The following is a 22,073-nucleotide window of genomic DNA, read 5'->3' as shown; positions in this document are numbered from 1 at the left end:
TCTTCACTAAAATACTTTTTCAGCAACACCTAATTATCTCCCCTGCTTCCCCTTCCAAAATAATTTAAAATCCATGCAAGAAAACAAATCATTAATATCTCTACCTCAGCCAAGTCAAGATGAAGTAACCTTGTTAGCAGCAGCGGTGCGTAGTTCTCATGATTCCATCGTCATTACTACCACTGATTTAGACTATCCGGAACCTGAGATTGTATTTGTTAACCCAGCCTTTACTCGTATGACGGGTTACACGGCAGAGGAAATGATTGGCAAAACTCCTCGTATTCTACAAGGTCCCAATACAGACCGTAAAGTTTTTGAAACCCTGAAAGGCAAATTGCGCCATGGAAAAACTTTTTTCGGTGAGGCTATCAATTATCGTAAAGACGGTACTGAATTTTACAATCAATGGCATATTGAGCCTATTAAAAATGATTATGGTGAATTAACTCATTATTTAGCAATTCAAAGAGATGTTACTGCCAAAAAAGAAGCAGAACAAAAATTAATTTATGATGCTTTTCATGATGCTTTAACGGGGCTATATAATCGAGCTTGGTTTTTAAAGACATTGGCTGAAGCCATTGAAAAATCAATGGATGATCAAGACTATGTTTTTGCCCTGTTATTCATCGATTTAGATGGATTTAAACTAATTAATGATACCCTAGGTCATTCTGTAGGGGATGTATTTTTGAGGGAAGTGGCACAAAGATTAGAGCGCAGTCTTTCTGTTGATGATAAGTTAGCACGGTTAGGGGGAGATGAATTTATTATTATCATTGAAAGTGTTGATGATTTGGGTCTTATTTCTGACCGTTGTCAAGAAATTCAAGATAATTTACAAAAGCCTTTATTTCTTGGCAGTCAAGAGGTTTTCACTTCTGCTAGTATCGGTATTACCCTTAGCACTATGGGTTATGAGTCTTCTGAGGAAATGCTCAGAGATGCTGATTTAGCTATGTATCGAGCTAAATCACTGGGCAAATCCCGCTCGGCAATTTTTAATAAAACTATGCACCGAGTGGCGGTAAAAAGGCTTAATTTAGAAAGTGATTTACGCAAGGCTTTAGATCGGCATGAGTTTGAGGTTTATTATCAACCTATCATTAAAACTGCTACTCAAAAATTAGTCGGTTTTGAGGCGCTGGTGCGGTGGAATCATCGGGAAAAGGGTTTAATTTCCCCAGCGCACTTCATCCCTTTAACGGAGGAAACGGGGTTAATTATTGATATGGGGCAATGGGTGATGACTCAGGCTTGTCAGCAACTGGCTTTATGGCAATTATCTTCCCATCATCAAGATTTATTTATGAATGTTAATCTTTCCCCTCGTCAATTTAAACAACCAGATTTAGTGGCTAAAATTGAGCAAATTTTTGTGGCAACTAAATCAAATCGTGGCACCATTAAATTAGAAATAACTGAAGGTACCCTCTTGGAAACAGATGACCGCGCTGAGAAGATGTTGGGGGCGCTGAAGGAGTTAGGAGTTAAATTATGTATTGATGATTTTGGCACTGGTTACTCTTCTCTCAGTCGTTTATACAAGTTTCCTATTGATACTCTGAAGGTTGATGGTTGTTTTGTGCGTGCTATTGGTAAAAATAAACGTAAAGAGAAAATTTTACAAACTATTGTTACCTTAGCTCATAATCTCGATATGGAAGTAGTTGCCGAAGGAGTTGAAACCGAATTTCAATTCAAAAAAATTGTTGAAAATGAGTGCGAATATGTACAAGGCTATTTATTTGGTCATCCAATGCCATCTTCTGAAGTTAATAACATTATTTTCACACCACTTAAAAAAGGGCAAAGTTGAAAGGGCAAGGGGCAAAGGTTTAAAGGTGAGTAGGTTTCAGGCTTCAGGTTGCAGGTTTCAGGTGTAATTTTCAAACCTAATACCTCATACTCGATACCTTTATAGCTGTGCTTAAAACTGTTGTTTTAAAATGGTTTTAATTTATTCAGCAGACCCTAATTCTTAAAAAACTTCATCTTCAATGCCTTGCCACCATTCTCCTAAATTCATCATATCTTGGTAAATATCGGCTAGGTGTTGATCATATTCTCCAGAAGTTAAATTTTCTCTATTTTCTATTAACTTTTTTAAACGTAACTGGACTAATAACCAAGGTTTAGTAATACCATTAGTTTGCTCCATATAAGAAGCTAATTCTTGACTATCCACGACATATTCTCCTTACATTTTTTTATATTTCTATACAATAAAACTACAAAACTGTCAAGATATTTAATCTTATTTTAAGATTCTTGTCGAAGTAGTGAAAAAACAAATGAAAAGACGTAATCTTAAAAATAAGTCAAAGTAAAATCAATTACGATGGCACCTTCTTGACTAACCATTCAGGACTCCTTCAGGAGTAAATGATTATGAATATGTGGTTATCTTTTTTATGTTCCCTACTATTAACCAGTTTAGCTAGTTTTACAGCGCCCGTCATCCTCTGCGTATTAACTCTAGTGGGGTTAACTCTTATCACTTATGTGCCACTGATGGGCGCTTGGGGAGAGAAAGGATACGAATTAGTGTGGAATTTTTTAACGGTTTTTGGCGATGGTTCTGGTAGTATGGGTATATTAACCATCGGCTTAACTTGTGGTGTAGTGGGAGTCTTATTTGAAGCCTTGAATTTTTACCGCTATCGAACTTTAGTACATCAACCTATTACTTCTTGGTTATTACAGCAAAAATCTTCCAACGTTTTTTCCGATAAGAGTATGAAATAGCAACAGCATAAAAAAAATCCCCCCAATCAAGGAGGGATTTAACTCACACTAATATTACTTTAATAATTTTAGAGAGCGTTACCACGAGGTAATACTTCTTCAGGAAACTCAAATCTCTCATGAGGCTGATCTTGAGGTGCCATCCATGCGCGTAAACCTTCATTCAAAAGAATGTTTTTAGTGTAGAAGGTTTCAAATTCAGGGTCTTCAGCCGCTCTCAATTCTTGAGATACGAAGTCATAAGCACGAAGGTTAAAAGCTAAACCCACGATACCAATAGAACTCATCCATAAACCCGTCACAGGTACAAACAACATGAAGAAGTGTAACCAACGTTTGTTGGAGAAAGCAATACCGAAAATTTGAGACCAGAAACGGTTTGCTGTCACCATTGAATAGGTTTCTTCCGCTTGGGTAGGCTCAAAGGCACGGAAAGTATTTGCTTGTTCACCATCTTGGAATAAGGTGTTTTCTACCGTTGCACCGTGAATAGCACAAAGTAAAGCACCACCAAGAATACCAGCTACTCCCATCATGTGAAAGGGATTAAGAGTCCAGTTGTGGAAACCTTGTAAGAACAAAATAAAGCGGAAAATTCCTGCTACTCCGAAAGAAGGAGCGAAAAACCAGCTAGATTGTCCTAAAGGATACATTAAAAATACGCTGACAAATACAGCAATAGGACCAGAGAAAGCAATAGCGTTGTAAGGACGAATGCCCACAAGACGAGAGATTTCAAACTGACGTAACATGAAGCCAATTAAACCGAAAGCACCGTGAAGGGCTACGAAGCTCCATAAACCACCGATTTGAAACCAGCGAGTGAGATCGCCTTGAGCTTCAGGTCCCCATAAAAATAGTAAGGAGTGACCGAAAACATCAGCAGGACTGGATACAGCAACGGTTAAGAAATTAGCGCCTTCCAAATAGGAACTAGCTAAACCGTGAGTGTACCAAGAGGTTACGAAGGTAGTACCAGTTAACCAGCCACCCAAAGCCATGTAAGCACAAGGGAAAAGAAGGATTCCAGACCAACCAACAAAAACGAATCTGTCTCTTTTGAGCCAGTCGTCTAGGGCATCAAACCAACCTCTTTCGGCTGGTGCGCGTCCGACTGCAATAGTCATATTATTTTGCTCCGAATGTTTATAATTTCTAAAATGTTAAGAGTATTTCCCTGTAAATGAGAAATGTTTACTTTTCTTAACGTTAATCTATGTCACCATCATACAGCAAAATTAAGGGTTTTGACAACAAAATTATTAAAAAAATATAAAAAATGGATAACTTTTCTGAGAAAACTTGGACAATGGGTTATGAATTATGAATTATGAATTATGAATTATGAATTATTATTCACTAGACCCTAATTAAGAATCAAGTATTTTCCTATCACCTATTTATGAATAAAACAATTACCATTAAATATTTTGCTTCCTTGCAGGAATTGGCGCCCGTGGATGAAGAAATTATTACTACTGATTTAAGTAGTTATCGAGAGCTTTATCAATTTTTAGCCTCAAAATATAGTTTTAGTTTATCGGATCAACAAATAAAATTAGCTGTTAATCATGATTTTGCTGATTTAGATCAAATCATTGAAAATAATGCTTATGTAGTTTTTATACCTCCTGTTGCTGGAGGATAGAGTATCTTTTTTCTTTAGTTGGTATCACAATGTATTTGTTTTGACAGGGAAGCAAAGGCGAAAGGGAGAAGGGGTGAGTTAAAGAAAATCTGCTGAATAATTCATAATTATCCATTGTCCATTTACCCTAATAACACCACTTTTTCAGTAACCCCCAAAGACATCATCGTTTATAATCATAGGGTTTAGTTTGGAAAACAAAGTCAATGAGTAAAAAATATCAAGTTTACGGCATGGGAAACGCGCTAGTGGATATGGAGTTTGAAGTTACTCCAGAGTTGCTAACCCAGCTAGGCATCAATAAAGGGGTAATGACACTAATGGATCAAACCCAACAACAGCACATTATCAATCAACTACCAGCGCCCCTCAAACAAGCCTCTGGCGGTTCGGCTGCTAACACATTAGTGGCAATTAGTCAACTAAGTGGTAAAGGTTTTTATTCCTGTAAAGTTGCTAATGATGACAGTGGGGCTTTTTACTTACAAGATTTAATCGCCTGTGGTTTAGACACCAATTTGACTAGAGATAATCGCCCTGATGGTATGACTGGAAAATGCTTGGTTTTAGTTACTCCTGATGCAGATCGTACTATGAATACTTTTCTTGGTATTACCGGAGAACTAAGTACAGATGAACTGGATTATCAAGCTCTTGCGGATTCGGAATATCTCTATATTGAAGGTTATTTAGTATCCTCACCCACCGCTAAAGCCGCGGCAGTAAAAGCGAGGGAGTTTGCTCAAAATAATGGGGTGAAAACTGCTTTTTCTCTTTCTGATGCCAATATGGTCGATTTTTGCCGAGATGGTATTATGGAGGTGATGGGCGCTGGAGTCGATTTACTTTTTGCGAATGAAGTTGAAGCACTGAAAATGGCGGAAACAAGTGATTTAACCAACGCTATTGATTATTTTAAAACTATTGCCAAAACTTTTGCTATTACTTTAGGCAAAAAAGGTTCATTAATTTTTGATGGCAAAAAAGTCCTCGAAATTCCAGCATTTCCTGTTACTGCAGTCGATACGGTGGGCGCTGGGGATATGTATGCTGGATGTGTGCTTTATGGCATCACCAACGGTTTAACTTGGTTTGATAGTGGGAAATTAGCTTCCCTCGCCTCTTCACGTCTCGTCACCAGTTTTGGACCTCGCCTAAGTACAAATGAACTACAAGAAATTTATCAATCCTTAGTGTAAATAGAGGTTGATGAAAAAGTGGTGTCATGACCGTAATGGACAATTACATAATGGATAATCGACCATAATGAGCTTTCTCATCTCACGATTATGTCCATTATGTTACTTTTCTACGATATTTTTTTATCCATTACTTTAACATCTAATTAGGACTTGCTGAATAATTCAGAAACGTTGATTGATAATAGTAAAGACACACCACAAGCCTCAAAAAATAAGCAAAATCAGGTTTTTTTTAATAAGAATGCAGTGAAAACACAAGATTATATCTACTACATAGAGATAGTAAAACTTCATCATTATTAATTACTAATTGTCAATTTGCCCTTACAACTCTACTTTTTCACCAGAGCCTAATTAAAAATAGACTGCACCGCATTTACATCTAAACCTTGTTTACTTAATTCCTGAGTGAGAAGCAAATTATTTTGCACCCTATCCACAAACAAAATGCCATTCAAATGATCCATTTCATGTTGAATCACCCGTGATAACCACCCTGTCGCCTTCATTTTCATTAATCTACCATTAATATTCTTAAAATGTACCTCAATATCACGAGGTCTTGTCACATCGATAAAGACATTAGGAATACTTAAACATCCTTCCTCTAAAAGACATAAATCACGGCTATACTTTTTTATGACGGGATTAATCATCACGAGGGGAGGATTAACTGGATTATCTGGTTGACAATCAATGACAATCATTTGTTTATTGACTCCCACTTGAGGTGCTGCTAAACCAATACCATTTTCACTATACATAGTTTCTAACATTTCTTTTGCCAAGTCTTTTATAGATTGGTCAATTCGGGCAATTTTTTTAGCATTTTGCCTCAATACTTTATCACCTAAAATATGTACTTCGAGGGGAGGGTTGGCTAACTTTTCTTTGGCAACGGTGAGAACTTCATTCATAATACATTATATTTTAAAAAATACTGATTCTTTACTATCTGATCTTAGCAAGTTCGGGCTTTGAGGTAAATATATAACCCTTGCTAAATAATCGCTGTCGTTAGTGCATTAATACGAAAGAAGAAATAATTCTAGTAATCTATTTCAATATTTAATTGTGGCAAAATATTTTCTCCTGATAAATTAATGGGCATTTTAGCCACTTCTACTGGTTGATTTGGTCGATAAATTTCTACTGTTTTATCTTGGGGATTGATTAACCAACCTAATCTTAATCCAGCTTCTAAATATTCCTGCATTTTAGCTTGTAATACTTTTAATCGGTCAGTTTTTGACCTCAATTCAATCACAAAATCAGGACAAATGGGTGCAAATCCTTCTTTTTCTTTTTCTGTTAGTTTTTCCCATTTTTCTGAGGAAACCCAAGCCACATCAGGCGATCTATTGCCACCATTTGGTAAACTAAAAATAGTTGATGAACTAAATACTTCTCCTAATTTTTTTTGTTCATTCCAAATGCTAACTTTAAAAATTAAATTGGCTTCTTTTTTTCCACTTTCAGCGCCCACCGGTGACGTAATTATTAATTCTCCTTGAGGATTCGTTTCTAGGTTTAAGTCTGGATTATTGAGGCAAAGTTGATAAAAATTTTCTTTAGTTAAAGCAGTAATTGACTGAAGATTTAATGTAGTTGTCATATAATTTATCCCTGTAATTTTATATAATTAGCTAATATTTAAATCTAAATAATTAACTCAATGGGTAAACCATCAGTATCGGCAATAAATGCTACTTGGTAAACTCTCTCACCAATCATTTGCTGTTGAGGGGGTAGGAGTATTTTTAGGGGTGGTACTTGTTGTTGTTGCTCGAATTTTTGTTTTAATTCTGCTATCCATTGCCCTAAATTATCTGTATAGTCACTGACATCTAATGATAAGTGATAATAACCCACATAATGCTCATCAGCAAAGGCATCGGGCGCAGGATTTGGTTCAGGTATTTCGATCAATTCAATTCTAGCGCCCTTCCCCGTTAACCAACAGGCTAAAGTATAACCAGTGGTGAATCTGGTTTCTACTTCAAAACCTAGTAAACGGTAAAACTCTATAGCATTGAAAATATTAGCCGTGCGAATGGAGACGTGATGTAACATTTTATTTATAGAAAGGAAAGAAGGAGAGATATTAATTTATAACTCATAATTCATAACTTAACTGACGTTACGCAATTATTCAGGTTTCAGGAAATAATAAAAATGATTGAACTAAAAAGTTATCGAGATTTAACGGTTTGGCAAAAATCAATGGATGTGGTAGTAATATGTTATCAATTAACTTCTCAATTTCCCAAAACAGAAATTGATGGTTTAAGTAGTCAAATACAAAGGGCCGCAGTTTCAATTCCTGCCAACATCGCAGAAGGAAAAGGGAGAAATCATTTGGGTGATTATATCCGTCATCTTTCTATAAATGGCTCACTCAAAGAGGTAGAATTAAAAGTTAGTTTAAACAAATATGAGGAAATTGGTAAAATGTTACATAGTTTAATCTAAAAACTAAGTCAAAAGAAAAAAGGGTGAATTTTTTTGACTTTAAACCTGACACCTCAAAACAACAACTAATTATTTTTTTGCGTAACATCAGTTGTGAATTATGAGTTATGAATCAATAATTGATCATACTCAAGACATAAGAGCCGATATTTTTTTGATTAAGGTGTCATCATTAGTTAGGTATAAAAAGTTTGAAAAAAATAATTTTGGTAACAGGCGCAGCGAGTAGTGGTAAAAGTGAATGGGCAGAGTCTTTGGCTCAAAATCAAGGTAAACAGGTGATATATATTGCCACAGGGCAAAAAAATGAGCAGGATGAAGATTGGATGGCAAAAATAGCTCAACATCAGCAAAGAAGACCTAGAAACTGGCAAAATTGGGAGATTACCCGTGATTTAGCTTCCGCTATTACTGGTATAACTGATGATAATTGCGTTTTAATTGATTCCCTTGGCACATGGGTAGCGAATCACCTTGACAAATCTAATGATTTATGGTATGCAACGGTTAAAGAATTAATTACAGCGATCAATGATACTGAAGCGGATATTATCATGGTAGCAGAGGAAACGGGGTGGGGAGTGGTTCCTGCTTACCCTGAAGGGCGCTGGTTTCGTCGTCGCCTGGGCAGTGTTACCCGTGATATAGGGCAAATTTCTCACCCAGTTTATTTAGTAGTAAGCGGTTATGCGGTTGATTTAACTCAAGTGGGAGTTAAGTTGGGTGGAGGGCGCTGGTTAACGCCCCGATTTTGAACGGAAAATCAAAATTAACAACTAAACATCATAGGGATTTTTCCCAGAGAATTTGAGGGTGACAGGCTCAGGATTTCTGCCAATATTACGGTCTTTTTTGCCGTGAAACTCGCGCCCTTCGTTAACTTTTTCAGGGAAAACACCGTCAGCAGGGTGAAGATATTGAATTTCACCAGTGGGGAAGACTCGATAAATTTTATAATCTTCCAGTTTGGGCTTAAACTTGGTGCGTAATTGAGTGCCGAGGGCTAAACATTGCTCTTTACGAGCGAAATAAAAGAGATTTTCTCCTTCATTCATAATTGCAGCGCCACCGGTAGGCATTTCAAAAACTTGCTCTTTGCTACTTGTCCAAGTAATGGCGTATTTTTCCTCTCTGTCGGCTGCAGAAAGTAATCCGCCGGTGCTACCACCAAATTTAGGCATTTGACCTGTTAATTGAATTGTTTCGCTCATATAGATATTGCTTTTATCCAAATCAGATTTAGTATCTAGGCAATGGTATCATTGACTTAACCTCTCTTGCTTACCTCTGTTATGAACTGTAACAGTCTGTTACTTTTTGTGACTATAGGGTTTTAATTAGATGTTGCTGAAAAAGTGCAATGGTGAGGGGAGGTGTCAGGCTTCGGGTTTCAGGTTTCAGGTGAAATACTTATAAATTAAAGACTTTAGCCAAATAGTTATTTTTCATAAATTGCTCATTTGTATCAATTATTTTTGATTCGGATAGAAAAAATAGAGTATTTTTAAAGAAAAAAATCAATTTATGACACTTTTTGTTATGTAGAATAGACTTTGAACCTTTATTTGACAAGGGTTTCGATTTATTCGGCAGACCCTAATTAATCTAAAAAATCGGGCTAGAAGCCCGAAATACGATAATAAGTCTTTTTCAATAAATGGGTTTTGTGTCTTAGCCTAACCTATAAATTTTTTAAATGTTTTTAGCTTCTTCGGCTCTGTTGCCCCACACTGTATTTTTCAACAAAAACACCCACAAAATCAGTGTGGGATGAATTGCCGTCCAGATTTATGATATAATTCTATTAATCGGTGCTAGAGAGATGTAGCCGTAGTCGGCGAACTCCCCGTTGTAGAAAGGCTAGAGACTACCTATCAATTAATTAATTGATAGCCCCAATGCTTCACTGTTCCTCTTGTAAGCAATAAGCGTAAATGAACAAAGGCGGGTGAAAAACTAAAAAATTAAAAGACCTTCGGAACGAGGGATAAAGCCTACCGCCTGAAAGTAAGACTCGTTACTTCTCGGAGTAAAAAGCATTTCTTTGGGTAGGAAGCCTACACCATAATCTTTGATTTGGTGTATGGTAGTTCACTGACAAAGAGTATGATCAATTTTTCATCACTGCTGAAATAAGATAAAATGTTGGTAACGATGGTTACGATTTTCGTAACGGTAAACAGTGCCGAATTATATAGTTTAACGAATGCAGATTTATCTTGATTCTTGTGCCACCAGCGCCCCTCGCCCCGAAATTATCAATCTGGTGGGGGAAACCTTAACCAAGAATTGGGGCAACCCGTCAAGTCTGCACCACTGGGGCGAAAGAGCCACTTTTATCTTAGAAAAAGCCCGTTATCAAGTGGCTTCTTTAATTAACGCACCTGATGCCGAATCGATTATTTTCACATCAGGTGGCACAGAGGCTAATAATTTAGCCATTTTTGGGGTAGCAAATAGTTATGATACGCCTCAACATATCATTATCTCTAGTGTAGAACATTCCGCCGTCAGTGTCCCCTGTGCCATGTTAGAAAAAAAAGGATGGCAAATCACCCGTTTATCTGTTGATTCTCACGGCATAATTAATGCAGACGATGTCAAAAAAGCCCTACAACCTAATACAGTTCTAGTTTCCATCATTTATGGACAAAGTGAAATTGGCACGATTCAACCAGTACCAGAGTTAGTGCAAATTGTCAAGAATAATTCTTCTAGTTTATTTCATACTGATGCGGTGCAGGGCGCTGGGCGTATTACCTTAGATGTGGAGAGTTTGGGCGTTGATTTACTTTCGCTGTCGGCACACAAAATCTATGGAATGCAGGGGGGAGGGGCGCTGTATATCCGTCAAGGAGTTAGTATCACCCCTCTCAACGGTGGCGGAGGGCAAGAAAAAGCCATCAGGTCTGGTACACAAGCACTACCTGCCATTGCTTCCTTTGGTTTAGCCGCCGAATTAGCCCAACAGGAATTACCTTTAGAGCATATCCGTTTACAAAAATTAAGAGATTATTTTTTTGAGCTTCTCGCGCCTTGTGATTGGTTGTCAATAACGGGGCATCCCTTCCAGCGCCTTCCACACCATGCCAGTTTTTTGATTAATCACCCCAATCCCGAATTAACTGCGCGCAAAATGGTGCGAGAGTTAAATTTTGCTGGTATTGCCATCAGTGCCGGTTCTGCTTGTCATAGTGGTAATTCTGTACCATCTCCCATTCTTCTTGCGCTGGGTTACAATGCCATAGAAGCGACTAAGGGTATTAGATTTAGTTTTAGTCGTGATACTACCCCAGAGGATTTGGCATGGACTGCCATGGTTGTTCGGCAAGTTGGGTTAATATATAACCTAAGTTCGAGATAAAATTTTCGGTGCTGTAAAGGTGTTAGGTATTAGGTGAAAGAATTGACAAAAAATACATCTTAATTGATTTTTTAGGTTCAAATTTTTCCTCGAATTATATCATCGTCTAAAAATTACACCTGAAACCTGCAACCCGCAACCTGAAACCTGCCCTTATCAGGTATTATTGCATCGAACTGAGATAATATATACTATTGGATAAGTGATTTTTTTGTGTCTCGCCAAGGCACAAAGGGTGTTTAAGGACATGAAATTTTTGGTTCTTCTATAGTAGTTGTGACAAATTAATAATAAATAACCAATAAAACTTTTGATATATAATGGTTTTAGTATTTAAAAAATGCAATTGTTATAAATTTATGGTTTGCATTTCACCTAATACCTGACACCTAATACCTGACACCTTTTTTTAGCGTTAATGTGAGTTTATAATGTCTTCTTCTTCTCCTTATAAAAGTCGTCTTTTTAGTTTTCTTAATCGTCAGTATATTAAGTTAAATGATTCTTTCGGTATTAAGTTTAGACAATTACAACAGGTTGTTAATACTGGTATTGCTACGATTATTTATCCTTTTTATCTACTTTTACAAACTACTCAAAATTTGAGTAAAGCCCTTCAATCTAATTTCTCAAATGAGGTTAATAATATTCTTGTTTTGCCCAGTTGTGATCAAATTATTGAAGATGTAGCAAAAGAAATTATTAAGTATCCTCAAATACAACAACTTAATCTTAATAAAATTCAAGGTTTAGCTAGTATTTTAAGTACCAAAGAAATTGTTTTAGTTAAGAAAAATAAGGAGATAATTAAAGTTTTTTCTTCACAAGGAGAAATTAAGGCAATTATCAGAAGCGCCCGTCACCGTTATTGGCAGAATAAAAGGTTTTTACAACTCCAGTCAACATCCCCTAAAACGACTAAAAAACTTTCTCGTGGCGTTAATTTATTTAGTTTTATTCGTTTCTTTACTGCTAAAAATAATATTAGTAATAAGTTAAATCAACAAAATAATTCATTATTAACTAATCAAGTAAATTTGACAGAAAATAATAAACAGAAACTTAATGGGTTAATTTTATTTATTGATAATTTTCTTGCTAAATTTGATTCAAATTCTAGTCAGAATAGTTTATCTCAACAGTCAGTTAATAAAGAAGTTTTAACTAATTCTGAAACTAAAAAACAATCAATATTAGGGATAATTCAATCAGCTATCGCTTATTTTTTCGGTTTTAACAGTAAAAATAATTCTTTAAAAGAAAAATCTTATAATAATCAGTTAGCATCTCAAGAAAATAAGCCTTCAAATCAATTAAATCCAGCGCCCTTCACCGATATAATATTAAGTTTGGCAGAAAAAACACAGCAGAAAACTGCAGAAATTATCCCCGTTATTCAAAATGCAGTAGAAGGGTTAATGGTGCAAGGTTTAAAACAAGTTGCGGTGGTAAAAAATCAAGTTAATAATCTAATAGGTGACGAAAATGATCCTTATCAAATCCAGCATTTAATTTGGATGGCAATAGATTATTTTTTCAATGTTAAGTTACAACAAAAAACGAAATATACTTTTTCTCATCAAGAAGAAAAATTATTGTTAATTGATGGAGAAATTGCTGATCCTTGGTTATCTTGGCAAGATTTATATGGTGATAATCAATCTATTTTAAGCGCTAACAATACAGCAAATATCACCATAAATAATATTAATAACTTTATTCCTGATACTACGGTGGAGGGCGCTGGATTATTAAAAAATGAAGAGAAAAAGAAAATAAACATAGTTAATAAAATTAGTGTGAGCAATAAAACTCAAAAACACGAAAAAAACTCGAATCATGTAGCTATAGTTGAAAAAATAAGCGATAATAAACCGACTTCTCAAGAAATAGAAGCAACAGTAATTAGTATTGAATATGAAAAGCATTTATTAGAAATAATCCTCGAAAAAATAGACCAATTTATTGCATGGTTAGAAAATATTTTTATTAAGATTATAGAAAAGTTAAAAAGAGTAAACAAGGCAAAAGAGCAAGAAAAAATTTAAAAATACCTTAAATCACTGTTACAGGTTAATAATCGCTTTAGCAGATTTAAGCTATAAGCCTTGTCAACTTATTGCAAGGCGGATAATGGTATAAATTTACAAATCTTTAATTGCTATTGAATCATTTTTTATTTAGTGTTCTCTTAGAGTTTGATTTTGTGAAATTGCTATATACTAAAATTAAGGATTATGAATAAACATTAAGAATTATGAAGGAAACAATTACACAGGCACTGCAACCAATAGCAGATTTTTTTTCTAGTTTAAACACCCCAGCGCCCATCGTACATTGGGGACATCCTTTCTTTATGGGTATTGTTATCTTTGTGATGGGTAGCATTGTTGGTTTAACGGGATGGCGTAGTCGGGTTGTCACATCTCCTGAAGTAGTGATAGAAAATAAACTCAATCACCGTAAAATTGCCCCGTTGATGTTTTTATTCATTGTCATGGGTTATAGTGGTGGTTTGCTATCTTTGATTATGCAAGGAGAATCGATTTTATCTAGTCCTCATTTTTGGACTGGTTCATTAGTTATCGGTTTATTAGGTTTAAATGGTGTAATTTCTGCCACTGGTTTTATTGGCAATAAGGATAGCTTGCGCACTGTTCATGCTTATTTAGGTAGTATTGCTTTAATGGTGATGTTTCTTCATGCCATTTTAGGTTTAAAATTAGGACTTTCTATTTAGTTATTAGCAAAGGGTTAAAACCCCTTGTCATATCAAATTCGTTTAATAATTTTAAATTAGTTAAAAATAATCTTAGTTAAATTTATTAGACATCTCCAACAATTAGAATTTTTGCAGGGTGAAACAGGCATCTTGCCTGTTTTTCTGGATTACCTACTTATTCAAAAGTTTGATAAATTTTATACTATTCTAAAAATATAAATCTTATCATTTATAAGCATTGAAACCTTTGCCCCTTGCCCTTTCAACTTTGCCCTTTTTTAACCTTTGCACCTTGCCCTTTGCCCTATACCAACCAATAATTTATCATACTCAAAGTAAGAGAGTCAAAAGTGTCTATTGTTGTTCATTATTCCTTAGAAAATATTATCAAACCAAATGCCATCGCTTTGGGAAATTTTGACGGCATTCATCAAGGGCATAAGACAGTAATTAAACCCATTTTTGAGCAATTTAATAATCATCAGGTTTGTCCAACATTAGTGACATTTTTTCCCCATCCTCAAGAGTTTTTCAGTGGTGAAAAAAAGCAACTATTAACTCCTCTGGAAGAAAAGCAAGAATTATTAGCACAACTAGGCATTAAACAATTAATTTTATTACCCTTTGATCGAGAATTAGCATCCCTCAGCGCCCCTCACTTTGTGCAAAATATATTAGTTGAAAAAATAAACGCAAAATACATTAGTGTGGGGGAAGATTTTTGCTTTGGTTATCGCCGTCAAGGTAATGCAGAAGATTTACAACAATTAGCAGAAAAAAATGGCGTGAAAGTAAATATTACAAAGGAAGAAAAAATAAGATTTCAAGATAATTTAATTCGTATCAGTAGTTCAGCTATTAGGGAAGGATTAAAAGAAGGAAATTTGGAGTTAGTTAAAGCAATGTTGGGTCGTCATTATAGTTTAATTGGTAAAGTAGTAGAAGGGGATAAAATAGGTAGAACCATAGGCTTTCCTACGGCTAATATTGAAGTAAATTCCCGTAAATTTTTACCAAGAAAAGGAGTTTATGCCGTTATCGTAGAAGTAGATAAAAAAATTATTAGAGGCGTAATGAATCGAGGGGAAAGACCGACAGTTTCAGGTTTAGAAACTACTAACGAAATTCATTTGTTAAACTGGTCAGAAAACTTGTATAACAAAGTAATAAAGGTTAACTTAATTCAGTACCTAAGAAGTGAACAAAAATTTAACTCTTTAAATGAACTAAAACAACAGATTAATTTAGATTGTCAGCGCACGTCACAATTAATAAAATTATGAGTAATAAAACAGCATTAATTACAGGGGCATCATCGGGTATTGGTAAGGCTTTTGCTGAGGAATTAGCCCAAAGAAATTATGATTTAGTTATTATTGCACCCATAGAAACTGAGTTAGAATTAAAAGGGCTACAATTCAGTTTAGAGACAAAATTTTCCATCAAAGTAACAGCTATTGTTAAAGATTTGACCCAAGAAAATGCTTGTCAAGAAATTTATGCTCAAGTTAAAAATGAAAATATTACTATTGATTTATTAATAAATAATGCCGGATTTGGAGATTACGGAAAATTTGCAACGCGCCCTCTACCCAAGTTATTGAATATGATTCAGTTAAATATTAGCGCCCTTGTGGAATTAACCTATTTATTTTTACAAGACATGAATGAAAGAGGGCAAGGGGATATAATTAATGTTAGCTCCATTGCTGGTTTTCAACCAACCCCTTATCTAAGTGTTTATGGTGCTACCAAAGCCTTTATTTTATTTTTTTCTGAGGCATTATGGGCAGAAAATCAGGACAATGATATTAATATTTTAGCTCTTTGTCCGGGTGCTACCAGTACAAATTTTGCTAAAACAGCGGAGTTTATTCCTATGGCTACCATTAATCCTAATGACATAGCAACTCCCCAAAAAGTAGTACGGAGGGCGCTGGATGCACTACAGGCAAAACAAGCTAATGTTGTCACGGGAAATTTTAGTAATCAAATTGCTGTTAACTTGTCTCGTTTTTTACCCAGAGAGAATGTAGTTAAAATCATTGCTCAAATGTTGGGAAAAAATAAATAAATTCATTTAAAAAGTGCCAAAAGTAGTCTTCTTTGCTTTAAAATGCCCTCTTTCCTCCACTCCAATCAAAAACTATTGACGCAAAATAGTAATTTATAATCAATTAACAAATTTGCTAAAGTCTTTGATCTATGAACATTTTCCCTAAATCCTAACCCCTAATCCCTAACCCCGACCTTAAAGACTAAACTTTTTCAGCAACCCCTACTTAAATAAAGTTTTAAGATAATAAGTCGAGGATGTTCGACCAACTTCTTAAAATTTGGCATTCACGCCGACTCTTACGCTTCTACCCAAAGCAGGAAAACCCGGGAATTGTTCATATTCTTGGGCGAATATATTATCAATACCACCGGTTAAAGTGACATTAGCAGAAAGAGGAATACGGGCTTTTAAATCAAGAGTCGTATAACCCGGCAAAGATGAGGTATTACTATTATTAATGAAATAACTGCTAGAATTGCGTAATAGTAAAGCTACATAAAAGTCTTTTTCATAAGCAATACCGAGATTAAGACGATCAGCGCCCCTAAAACTAACCTCATTACCTTCAATGGAAGTATTAGCATCAGAAATAATGCGCGGATTATTAAGAGTATAGTTAGCAAAAGCAAACACATTGGGCGCTACTTGTACATTCAAATCAGCTTCCAATCCTGTACTTTTAATTTCGCCGATATTGGTAAAAGTGCTAGGGTTGCCAAACTGAAAGTTAATTAAATTATCGATGCGATTAGCGAAAAAGGTGAGACGTAGTAAGCCAAAATCTCCTAATTTTTGGTCAACACCCACATCAAAGCTAGTGCCTCTTTCTGCTTTTAATTCTGGATTACCAACGATACCAAAGGCACTGAAACCCTCAAGGTCAGAAATTTGTGGACTGCGGAAATTTTGTCCAAAGTTAGCTCTTACGGTAGTATTAGGAGTAATATGGTATCTCGCACCCACGCTAGGAGAGGTAAATGAGCCATTAACTAAGCTATTAAAATCCTGTCTCAAGCCCAGATTAAGGTTAAATTCGGGAGAAAAATTGACATCATAACGGGCAAAAAATGCTTGTTGAGCAATGTTACCATCATAATTAAGAGTTGTTACATTGCTACCAGTGCTAAGAGTATTATTTTGAGCGTTAGTATTACGATAATCAAACCCATAAATCAAGTTTTGATTAGGTTTGATTTGCCAGTTATGTTGAATTTGTAACCCTAAGGCTTGACGGTTAACGTCATCTTTACCGCCAAATTGAACAGGATTCTCAAAGGTATAATCGAGAAAATCCCCATAAACACGAGTGGTTAGGATAGAATCATCACCGTCTCCCAACTTAGATTCTACTGCTAAATCTAGTAACCAATTATTGGTATTTTGACGAGCAAGAGGTGATAAACTATTAAATTGAGCTTCCGGCACGGCAACACCGCCGGCTACGCCAAATTCTTTGTTAAGATAAAGGGCGTTGAAACTGACACGGTGACGAGCGCCCACCGCCCCAGCTAAGGAAAGGTTAAAGTTATTATAGAGAACATCGGCGTTACTGCGTTGAGATTCTAAACCGATGCGATCAATTTTAAAAGGGAAATTATTTTCCGATTCCGTGCGAGTATAACCCAGCGCCCACCGCACTCCATTATTTTCTCCCCGTGTTTGAATAGCTTGTTCATTTAAGCCAAAACTACCGAGATTTGCTCTTACCGTTACTTCAGGTTTGGAGGGCGCATCTTGACGAGTAACAATATTAATAATACCACCGATAGCATCGGAACCGTAAAGGGTAGAACTACCGCCCGGTAAAACTTCCACCCGTTCCACATTATCAGTGGTAAAGGTAGATAAATCAAAACCACCGAAAAAACCCACATCGTTAATGGGTCTGCCATCCAGTAAAATTAATACTTGTGCTGTACTACCACCCCGAATAATTTGCCCACTTTGTGCGCCTAATTGCCCTCCAGCCGTACCATCTCCGATGATACCGGGTAAGTATTTGAGCGCTTCTTGTACGGTGCGTGCGCCTTGTGCTTCAATTTGTTGCCGATCAATTACATATACTGGGCGACTGGAATCCCTAACGGTGGCTTCCCTTCTGAAAGGGGCATAAACAGGCTGATTAAGGATTTTATCGGTGATAATGATAAAAATTTCGTCCGAAGGCTCTTCTGTCTCTGATTGAGCTTGTAAAGGGGCGGAGTGAGAGAAAAAAACAGCCACCCCTAAAATTGGCGACACCAAAAAAAGACTTTTGCTGAACAAAAGTCGGCAATTTCTATGATTCATCCATACCTCGCAGATGATGTTATGTTTATATCAACTTTGGTGGGCATCCTGACTCAAAGACTAACTAAGTCTTAACACAGTTGCGGGACAGCGCTGGATTCTAACCAATCTTTCCCCGTTACCTCTAATGGCTGACTCCCATTAGAACCAAATTTTGTTACATCATATACTATCTCAGTTTGATCTCTGTTGTCAAATAAAGGGAAAAGGGCAATGGGCAAAGGTTAAAATCCTTATAAATCAAAGACTTTGCCATAATAGTTATAGCTATTTAAATTGAGATTGAGACAAATTCAAAAATTTTGTAGGGTGGGCATCGCCCACCATTTAAGACTTTACGATAATTATTAGTAATAAAAAACTGTCTCATTGCTATTTTAGGTGACTATATTTCCCATCAATAATATTCTTTCGAGCAATGAACTATCATGTAAATAAATAGCCAAGATAGGAAATTAATACTATGATTGCAACCTTAACAAGAACAAGTATAACTCTTGAAGAATTTTTGGCAAATCCCCCCGAACATCAAGAATGGATTAACGGAGAAATCACAGAAACTACAGCTATGACTATTAGACACAGTAAAATACAAGCAAAATTATCCCGTTTATTAGGAAATTACGTTATTGACTCTCAATTAGGTGGAGATGTATATACAGAATTGCCTTGTAGAACTACAAAACAAGGCAGAAGACCTGATGTAGCCTATCTCACAGCCGAATTAGTGGCTATTTCCGATGATAACTCTAGTTTACCTCAAAGTCCTTCTTTGGTCGCTGAAATTGCTTCTCCGGCTGATTCTGCAGAAGATTTATTTGCTAAAGCTAGTGAGTATTTAGCTTCAGGATGTGAGGAAGTATGGTTGGTTTTACCAGAAAATCAACGGGTTTTTATTATTACTAAAGAGCAAACTTTAGCGTTTAATATTGGTGATAATATTACCACTCAAAAAGTTTTACAAGGTTTTACCATTAGTTTGCAAAATTTATTTAGTTAGCTTTTAAACCATTCCCCATAATACTTTTTCAACAACCCCAACTTAGAGATTAACTACACAATTTCTACCCTGATTTTTTGCTTCATATAAAGCTAAATCAGCGCCCCTCACCAAAGTATCAAAAGGTAAATTAGCATCAGGTATAGTAGAAGATACTCCTAAACTAATGGTAATAACTGGACTAATTTCTGATTGAGCATGGGGAATCGCTAAATTTTCCACTGTTAGCCGAAGAGTTTCCGCAATGGTAAGGGCGCCGGTGAGAGGAGTATTAGGTAAAATAATAGCAAATTCTTCCCCTCCATAACGTGCTAAAAAATCAGATGATCTTTTGACGATTTCTGCCATAATTTTCGCTACTTTTTTTAAACATTTATCTCCTTGAATATGACCATAAAAATCATTATAAGGCTTAAAATAATCCACATCGCAAATAATTAAAGATAAAGGTTGTTTTTCCCTAGCGCCCCTCGTCCATTCTTTAGATAAATTTTGATCAAAACTTTGACGATTATAAACCTTAGTTAGACCATCAAAAGTAGCTAATTTATTTAATTTTAATTCTAATTTTTTACGTTCAGTAATATCCCTAACAGTAACAGAAAAACCATCTCCTAGTTTTACTGCGATAAAGTGATACCAACAAGTATTATTATTAACAGTATATCTAATATCTTTTTCTAAGGCTTTTCCTGTTTCCACCACCTGCACAAAGGCAGGAAATAATTGTGGATTAATTTTACTAATAAAACGTCTAAAAACTAACTTACCAATTAAATCTTCTGGCTCTAAATTAAATACTTGTGCCGTGATAGGATTAACCACAATACAACGAAAATCCTCAATATCTCCCGTTTTCGTATTACGCACAGACTCTAACGCCGCAATACCACATTTTCAAAAACTATTTTATTAAAAATATTAACCCCCCCTTCTTCAGTAAATTTGATGCCATTATTAATCAAATTTAATAAGTAACTACCACTACGATGAATAATACTAATATTTTCGAGATGATCGGGCGCTAAACTTTGCGAACGCATCATGATTTGCGAAAACCCTAAAATAGCATTCATAGGAGTGCGCAATTCGTGGCTCATATTCGCTAAAAAAATGCTTTTGGTTTTATTAGCAATCTCCGCTTTTTCCTTCGCATTAACTAATTCTAAATTACCTTCCAATAACTGTTGAGAAGATTTTTCTAAAGCATCAATTAACTGATTATAACGATTAGCAATATGTCCAACTTCCGTAAATGGTTCAACTGGTACACGCAAACTAAGGTCTTGAGTTTCAATCTGTTGATCAATTACCGTCATTAAATCATATAACTCCGTTTTAGCACGATGCTCCGAAACATTTAAACCCAATTCTTCTTCATAGGGGGTAACTCGTAACGGGAAAAAACGATTAGTGATTTTAAAAATTAACCAACTTATCCCAAATGCCCACACAAAACAGACGATAATTCCTAATAATTGTAATAATAATTGGCGCATCGGACTTAATCCCGTACCTAATAACTCAGGATTAGCGAAAAAGGGTGCAGCTAAAATTCCCCAAGTGCCACCACCACCATGCACCGCCACCGCATCCACCGCATCGTCAATACGATAATATTCCAAACGATGCTTAACCCATAACATAATTCCAGCGCCCACCGCCCCAATTATCACAGATTGAGGGGTAGAAACAGCGTGACACACAGCAGTAATGGATACTAAACCAGTGATAGCACCATTCATTAAAGAGTCATGAGCCATTAACCCGAAAATTTTTGATGGTAAAGCGCCCTTGTCGTGGTCCAATAATGATTAGTGCTGCCAAACTAACCCAAGCGCCGATAGAATGAACAACAGTACAACCAGCAAAGTCCACAAAGCCCATTTTATCAAGCCAACCGATAAAACTACTATGATTAGCGTCAATGCCATTCCATACCCAATGCCCAAAAACAGGATAAACGATGCCCGAAATTAACAGCGCCGCCACCAAATAAGAGCTAAATTTTAATCGTTCTGCCACCGCTCCTGATACGATAGTAGTAGCGGTACTGCAAAACATGGCTTGAAATAAGAAAAAAGCACCTAATCCAGCGTTATTTCCTACATCCAGAAAAAAATTATCTGCACCAATCCATCCTAGCCAAGATTGCCCAAACATTAAACCATAACCAAAACACCAAAATAGAGCAACGGATACACCAAAATCAGCTAAATTTTTGACGGCTACATTAATATTATTTTTCGAGCGAGTTAAACCCGATTCCAGACACATAAAGCCGGGTTGCATGAGAAAGACTAAACCAGCGCAAATTAAGAGCCATTGTAAATCTGTCATAGTTAAAATAATTGATGATGGATAATTACTCAAAGGGGCAAAGGAAATTATTATTTCATAATTTATAATTCATAATCTTCCCTATTCATTGACACTCCCACCACTAAACCCTACGGGTTATAGTGGGGGATTCTTGGTTCACCGACTCGCCGTTAGACGACAGGTTTGCACCAATCGCCCAAGAGGGCAAATCTCCCCAAGCGTATGTTCCCGTATGCCCTACGGT

General features: G+C 36.0%; 22 protein-coding genes and 1 riboswitch. Of the genes, 12 read left to right on the top strand and 10 right to left on the bottom strand.

All coding sequences use genetic code 11. The features are described 5' to 3' along the window. The first annotated feature begins 73 nt into the window (after positions 1-73). The gene (locus IGQ45_03250) at positions 74-1,822 is read left to right on the top strand and encodes an EAL domain-containing protein (GenBank protein ID MBF2056244.1); all 1,749 of its coding nucleotides are present in this window, start codon (positions 74-76) and stop codon (positions 1,820-1,822) included. Positions 1,823-1,984: 162 nt separating this feature from the next. On the opposite strand, the gene IGQ45_03245 is transcribed toward IGQ45_03250, so the two are convergent. Next, positions 1,985-2,191, bottom strand: coding sequence for a hypothetical protein (locus tag IGQ45_03245; protein ID MBF2056243.1), 207 nt, complete (start codon positions 2,189-2,191; stop codon positions 1,985-1,987). A 203-nt stretch (positions 2,192-2,394) separates the two neighbouring features. On the opposite strand from IGQ45_03245, the gene IGQ45_03240 reads away from it, so the two are divergent. After that, positions 2,395-2,751, top strand: coding sequence for a hypothetical protein (locus IGQ45_03240; protein MBF2056242.1), 357 nt, complete (start codon positions 2,395-2,397; stop codon positions 2,749-2,751). Positions 2,752-2,819: 68 nt separating this feature from the next. Here the strand turns inward: IGQ45_03240 and psbD are convergent, their stop codons facing one another. Further along, entirely contained in the window at positions 2,820-3,878 is a 1,059-nt protein-coding gene (gene psbD / locus IGQ45_03235; protein ID MBF2056241.1) for a photosystem II D2 protein (photosystem q(a) protein), read from the bottom strand. Positions 3,879-4,153: 275 nt separating this feature from the next. Between psbD and IGQ45_03230 the strand changes: the two genes are divergently transcribed. Together IGQ45_03230 and IGQ45_03225 are read left to right on the top strand one after the other, a co-directional pair. Further along, complete coding sequence (locus tag IGQ45_03230) at positions 4,154-4,399, top strand: MoaD/ThiS family protein (protein ID MBF2056240.1); 246 nt, start codon at positions 4,154-4,156, stop codon at positions 4,397-4,399. A gap of 206 nt (positions 4,400-4,605) precedes the next feature. Next, on the top strand, positions 4,606-5,598 hold the full coding sequence (locus IGQ45_03225; GenBank protein MBF2056239.1) for an adenosine kinase: 993 nt from the start codon (positions 4,606-4,608) through the stop codon (positions 5,596-5,598). A 353-nt stretch (positions 5,599-5,951) separates the two neighbouring features. On the opposite strand, the gene def is transcribed toward IGQ45_03225, so the two are convergent. The 3 genes from def to IGQ45_03210 form a co-directional block, all read right to left on the bottom strand. Beyond that, positions 5,952-6,518 carry a peptide deformylase gene (gene def / locus IGQ45_03220; GenBank protein MBF2056238.1) on the bottom strand — a complete coding sequence of 189 codons (567 nt, stop codon included), beginning with the start codon at positions 6,516-6,518 and terminating at the stop codon, positions 5,952-5,954. 131 nt (positions 6,519-6,649) lie between these two features. Further along, entirely contained in the window at positions 6,650-7,216 is a 567-nt protein-coding gene (locus IGQ45_03215; protein ID MBF2056237.1) for a Uma2 family endonuclease, read from the bottom strand. 44 nt (positions 7,217-7,260) lie between these two features. Next, on the bottom strand, positions 7,261-7,674 hold the full coding sequence (locus IGQ45_03210) for a VOC family protein (GenBank protein ID MBF2056236.1): 414 nt from the start codon (positions 7,672-7,674) through the stop codon (positions 7,261-7,263). Positions 7,675-7,776: 102 nt separating this feature from the next. Here IGQ45_03210 and IGQ45_03205 point away from each other — a divergent pair, with 102 nt between their 5' ends. Then, positions 7,777-8,073, top strand: coding sequence for a four helix bundle protein (locus IGQ45_03205; GenBank protein MBF2056235.1), 297 nt, complete (start codon positions 7,777-7,779; stop codon positions 8,071-8,073). A 191-nt stretch (positions 8,074-8,264) separates the two neighbouring features. Then, the gene (gene cobU, locus IGQ45_03200) at positions 8,265-8,828 is read left to right on the top strand and encodes a bifunctional adenosylcobinamide kinase/adenosylcobinamide-phosphate guanylyltransferase (GenBank protein MBF2056234.1); all 564 of its coding nucleotides are present in this window, start codon (positions 8,265-8,267) and stop codon (positions 8,826-8,828) included. A 21-nt stretch (positions 8,829-8,849) separates the two neighbouring features. Here cobU and IGQ45_03195 read toward each other — a convergent pair whose 3' ends face one another. After that, positions 8,850-9,284, bottom strand: a complete 435-nt coding sequence (locus IGQ45_03195) for a photosystem I reaction center subunit II (GenBank protein MBF2056233.1) — start codon at positions 9,282-9,284, stop codon at positions 8,850-8,852. A 995-nt stretch (positions 9,285-10,279) separates the two neighbouring features. On the opposite strand from IGQ45_03195, the gene IGQ45_03190 reads away from it, so the two are divergent. The 5 genes from IGQ45_03190 (at position 10,280) to IGQ45_03170 (ending at position 16,233) form a co-directional block, all read left to right on the top strand. Then, entirely contained in the window at positions 10,280-11,437 is a 1,158-nt protein-coding gene (locus IGQ45_03190; protein ID MBF2056232.1) for a cysteine desulfurase, read from the top strand. Between the two features lie 431 nt (positions 11,438-11,868). Continuing rightward, positions 11,869-13,485 carry a hypothetical protein gene (locus IGQ45_03185; GenBank protein MBF2056231.1) on the top strand — a complete coding sequence of 539 codons (1,617 nt, stop codon included), beginning with the start codon at positions 11,869-11,871 and terminating at the stop codon, positions 13,483-13,485. A gap of 209 nt (positions 13,486-13,694) precedes the next feature. Beyond that, positions 13,695-14,177, top strand: a complete 483-nt coding sequence (locus IGQ45_03180; GenBank protein MBF2056230.1) for a DUF4079 domain-containing protein — start codon at positions 13,695-13,697, stop codon at positions 14,175-14,177. Between the two features lie 338 nt (positions 14,178-14,515). Continuing rightward, a complete protein-coding gene (locus IGQ45_03175) occupies positions 14,516-15,442 on the top strand; it encodes a bifunctional riboflavin kinase/FAD synthetase (GenBank protein MBF2056229.1) in 927 nt (308 codons plus the stop codon). After that, positions 15,439-16,233 carry an SDR family oxidoreductase gene (locus IGQ45_03170; protein MBF2056228.1) on the top strand — a complete coding sequence of 265 codons (795 nt, stop codon included), beginning with the start codon at positions 15,439-15,441 and terminating at the stop codon, positions 16,231-16,233. The genes IGQ45_03175 and IGQ45_03170 overlap by 4 nt, the downstream gene beginning before the upstream one ends. Before the next feature lie 255 nt (positions 16,234-16,488). Here the strand turns inward: IGQ45_03170 and IGQ45_03165 are convergent, their stop codons facing one another. Beyond that, the gene (locus IGQ45_03165) at positions 16,489-18,507 is read right to left on the bottom strand and encodes a TonB-dependent receptor (protein MBF2056227.1); all 2,019 of its coding nucleotides are present in this window, start codon (positions 18,505-18,507) and stop codon (positions 16,489-16,491) included. 20 nt (positions 18,508-18,527) lie between these two features. Beyond that, a riboswitch (cobalamin riboswitch) is annotated at positions 18,528-18,674 on the bottom strand. A 296-nt stretch (positions 18,675-18,970) separates the two neighbouring features. Here IGQ45_03165 and IGQ45_03160 point away from each other — a divergent pair. Then, positions 18,971-19,507: a Uma2 family endonuclease gene (locus IGQ45_03160; GenBank protein ID MBF2056226.1), complete on the top strand. Its 537-nt coding sequence runs from the start codon at positions 18,971-18,973 to the stop codon at positions 19,505-19,507. 42 nt (positions 19,508-19,549) lie between these two features. Here IGQ45_03160 and IGQ45_03155 read toward each other — a convergent pair whose 3' ends face one another. Genes IGQ45_03155 through IGQ45_03145 form a run of 3 tightly spaced genes read right to left on the bottom strand, consistent with a single transcriptional unit; the run spans position 19,550 to position 21,847 of the window. Continuing rightward, positions 19,550-20,395: a sensor domain-containing diguanylate cyclase gene (locus IGQ45_03155; protein ID MBF2056225.1), complete on the bottom strand. Its 846-nt coding sequence runs from the start codon at positions 20,393-20,395 to the stop codon at positions 19,550-19,552. Beyond that, positions 20,383-21,270, bottom strand: coding sequence for a hypothetical protein (locus tag IGQ45_03150; GenBank protein MBF2056224.1), 888 nt, complete (start codon positions 21,268-21,270; stop codon positions 20,383-20,385). The genes IGQ45_03155 and IGQ45_03150 overlap by 13 nt, the downstream gene beginning before the upstream one ends. Further along, positions 21,260-21,847: a hypothetical protein gene (locus IGQ45_03145; GenBank protein ID MBF2056223.1), complete on the bottom strand. Its 588-nt coding sequence runs from the start codon at positions 21,845-21,847 to the stop codon at positions 21,260-21,262. The genes IGQ45_03150 and IGQ45_03145 overlap by 11 nt, the downstream gene beginning before the upstream one ends. Between the last annotated feature and the right edge of the window lie 226 nt (positions 21,848-22,073).

Source organism: Cyanobacterium sp. T60_A2020_053 (assembly GCA_015272165.1).
GTDB lineage: Bacteria > Cyanobacteriota > Cyanobacteriia > Cyanobacteriales > Cyanobacteriaceae > Cyanobacterium.
Note: the sequence above shows the minus strand (reverse complement) of the source record. Positions and strands in the feature narration are given on the sequence as shown.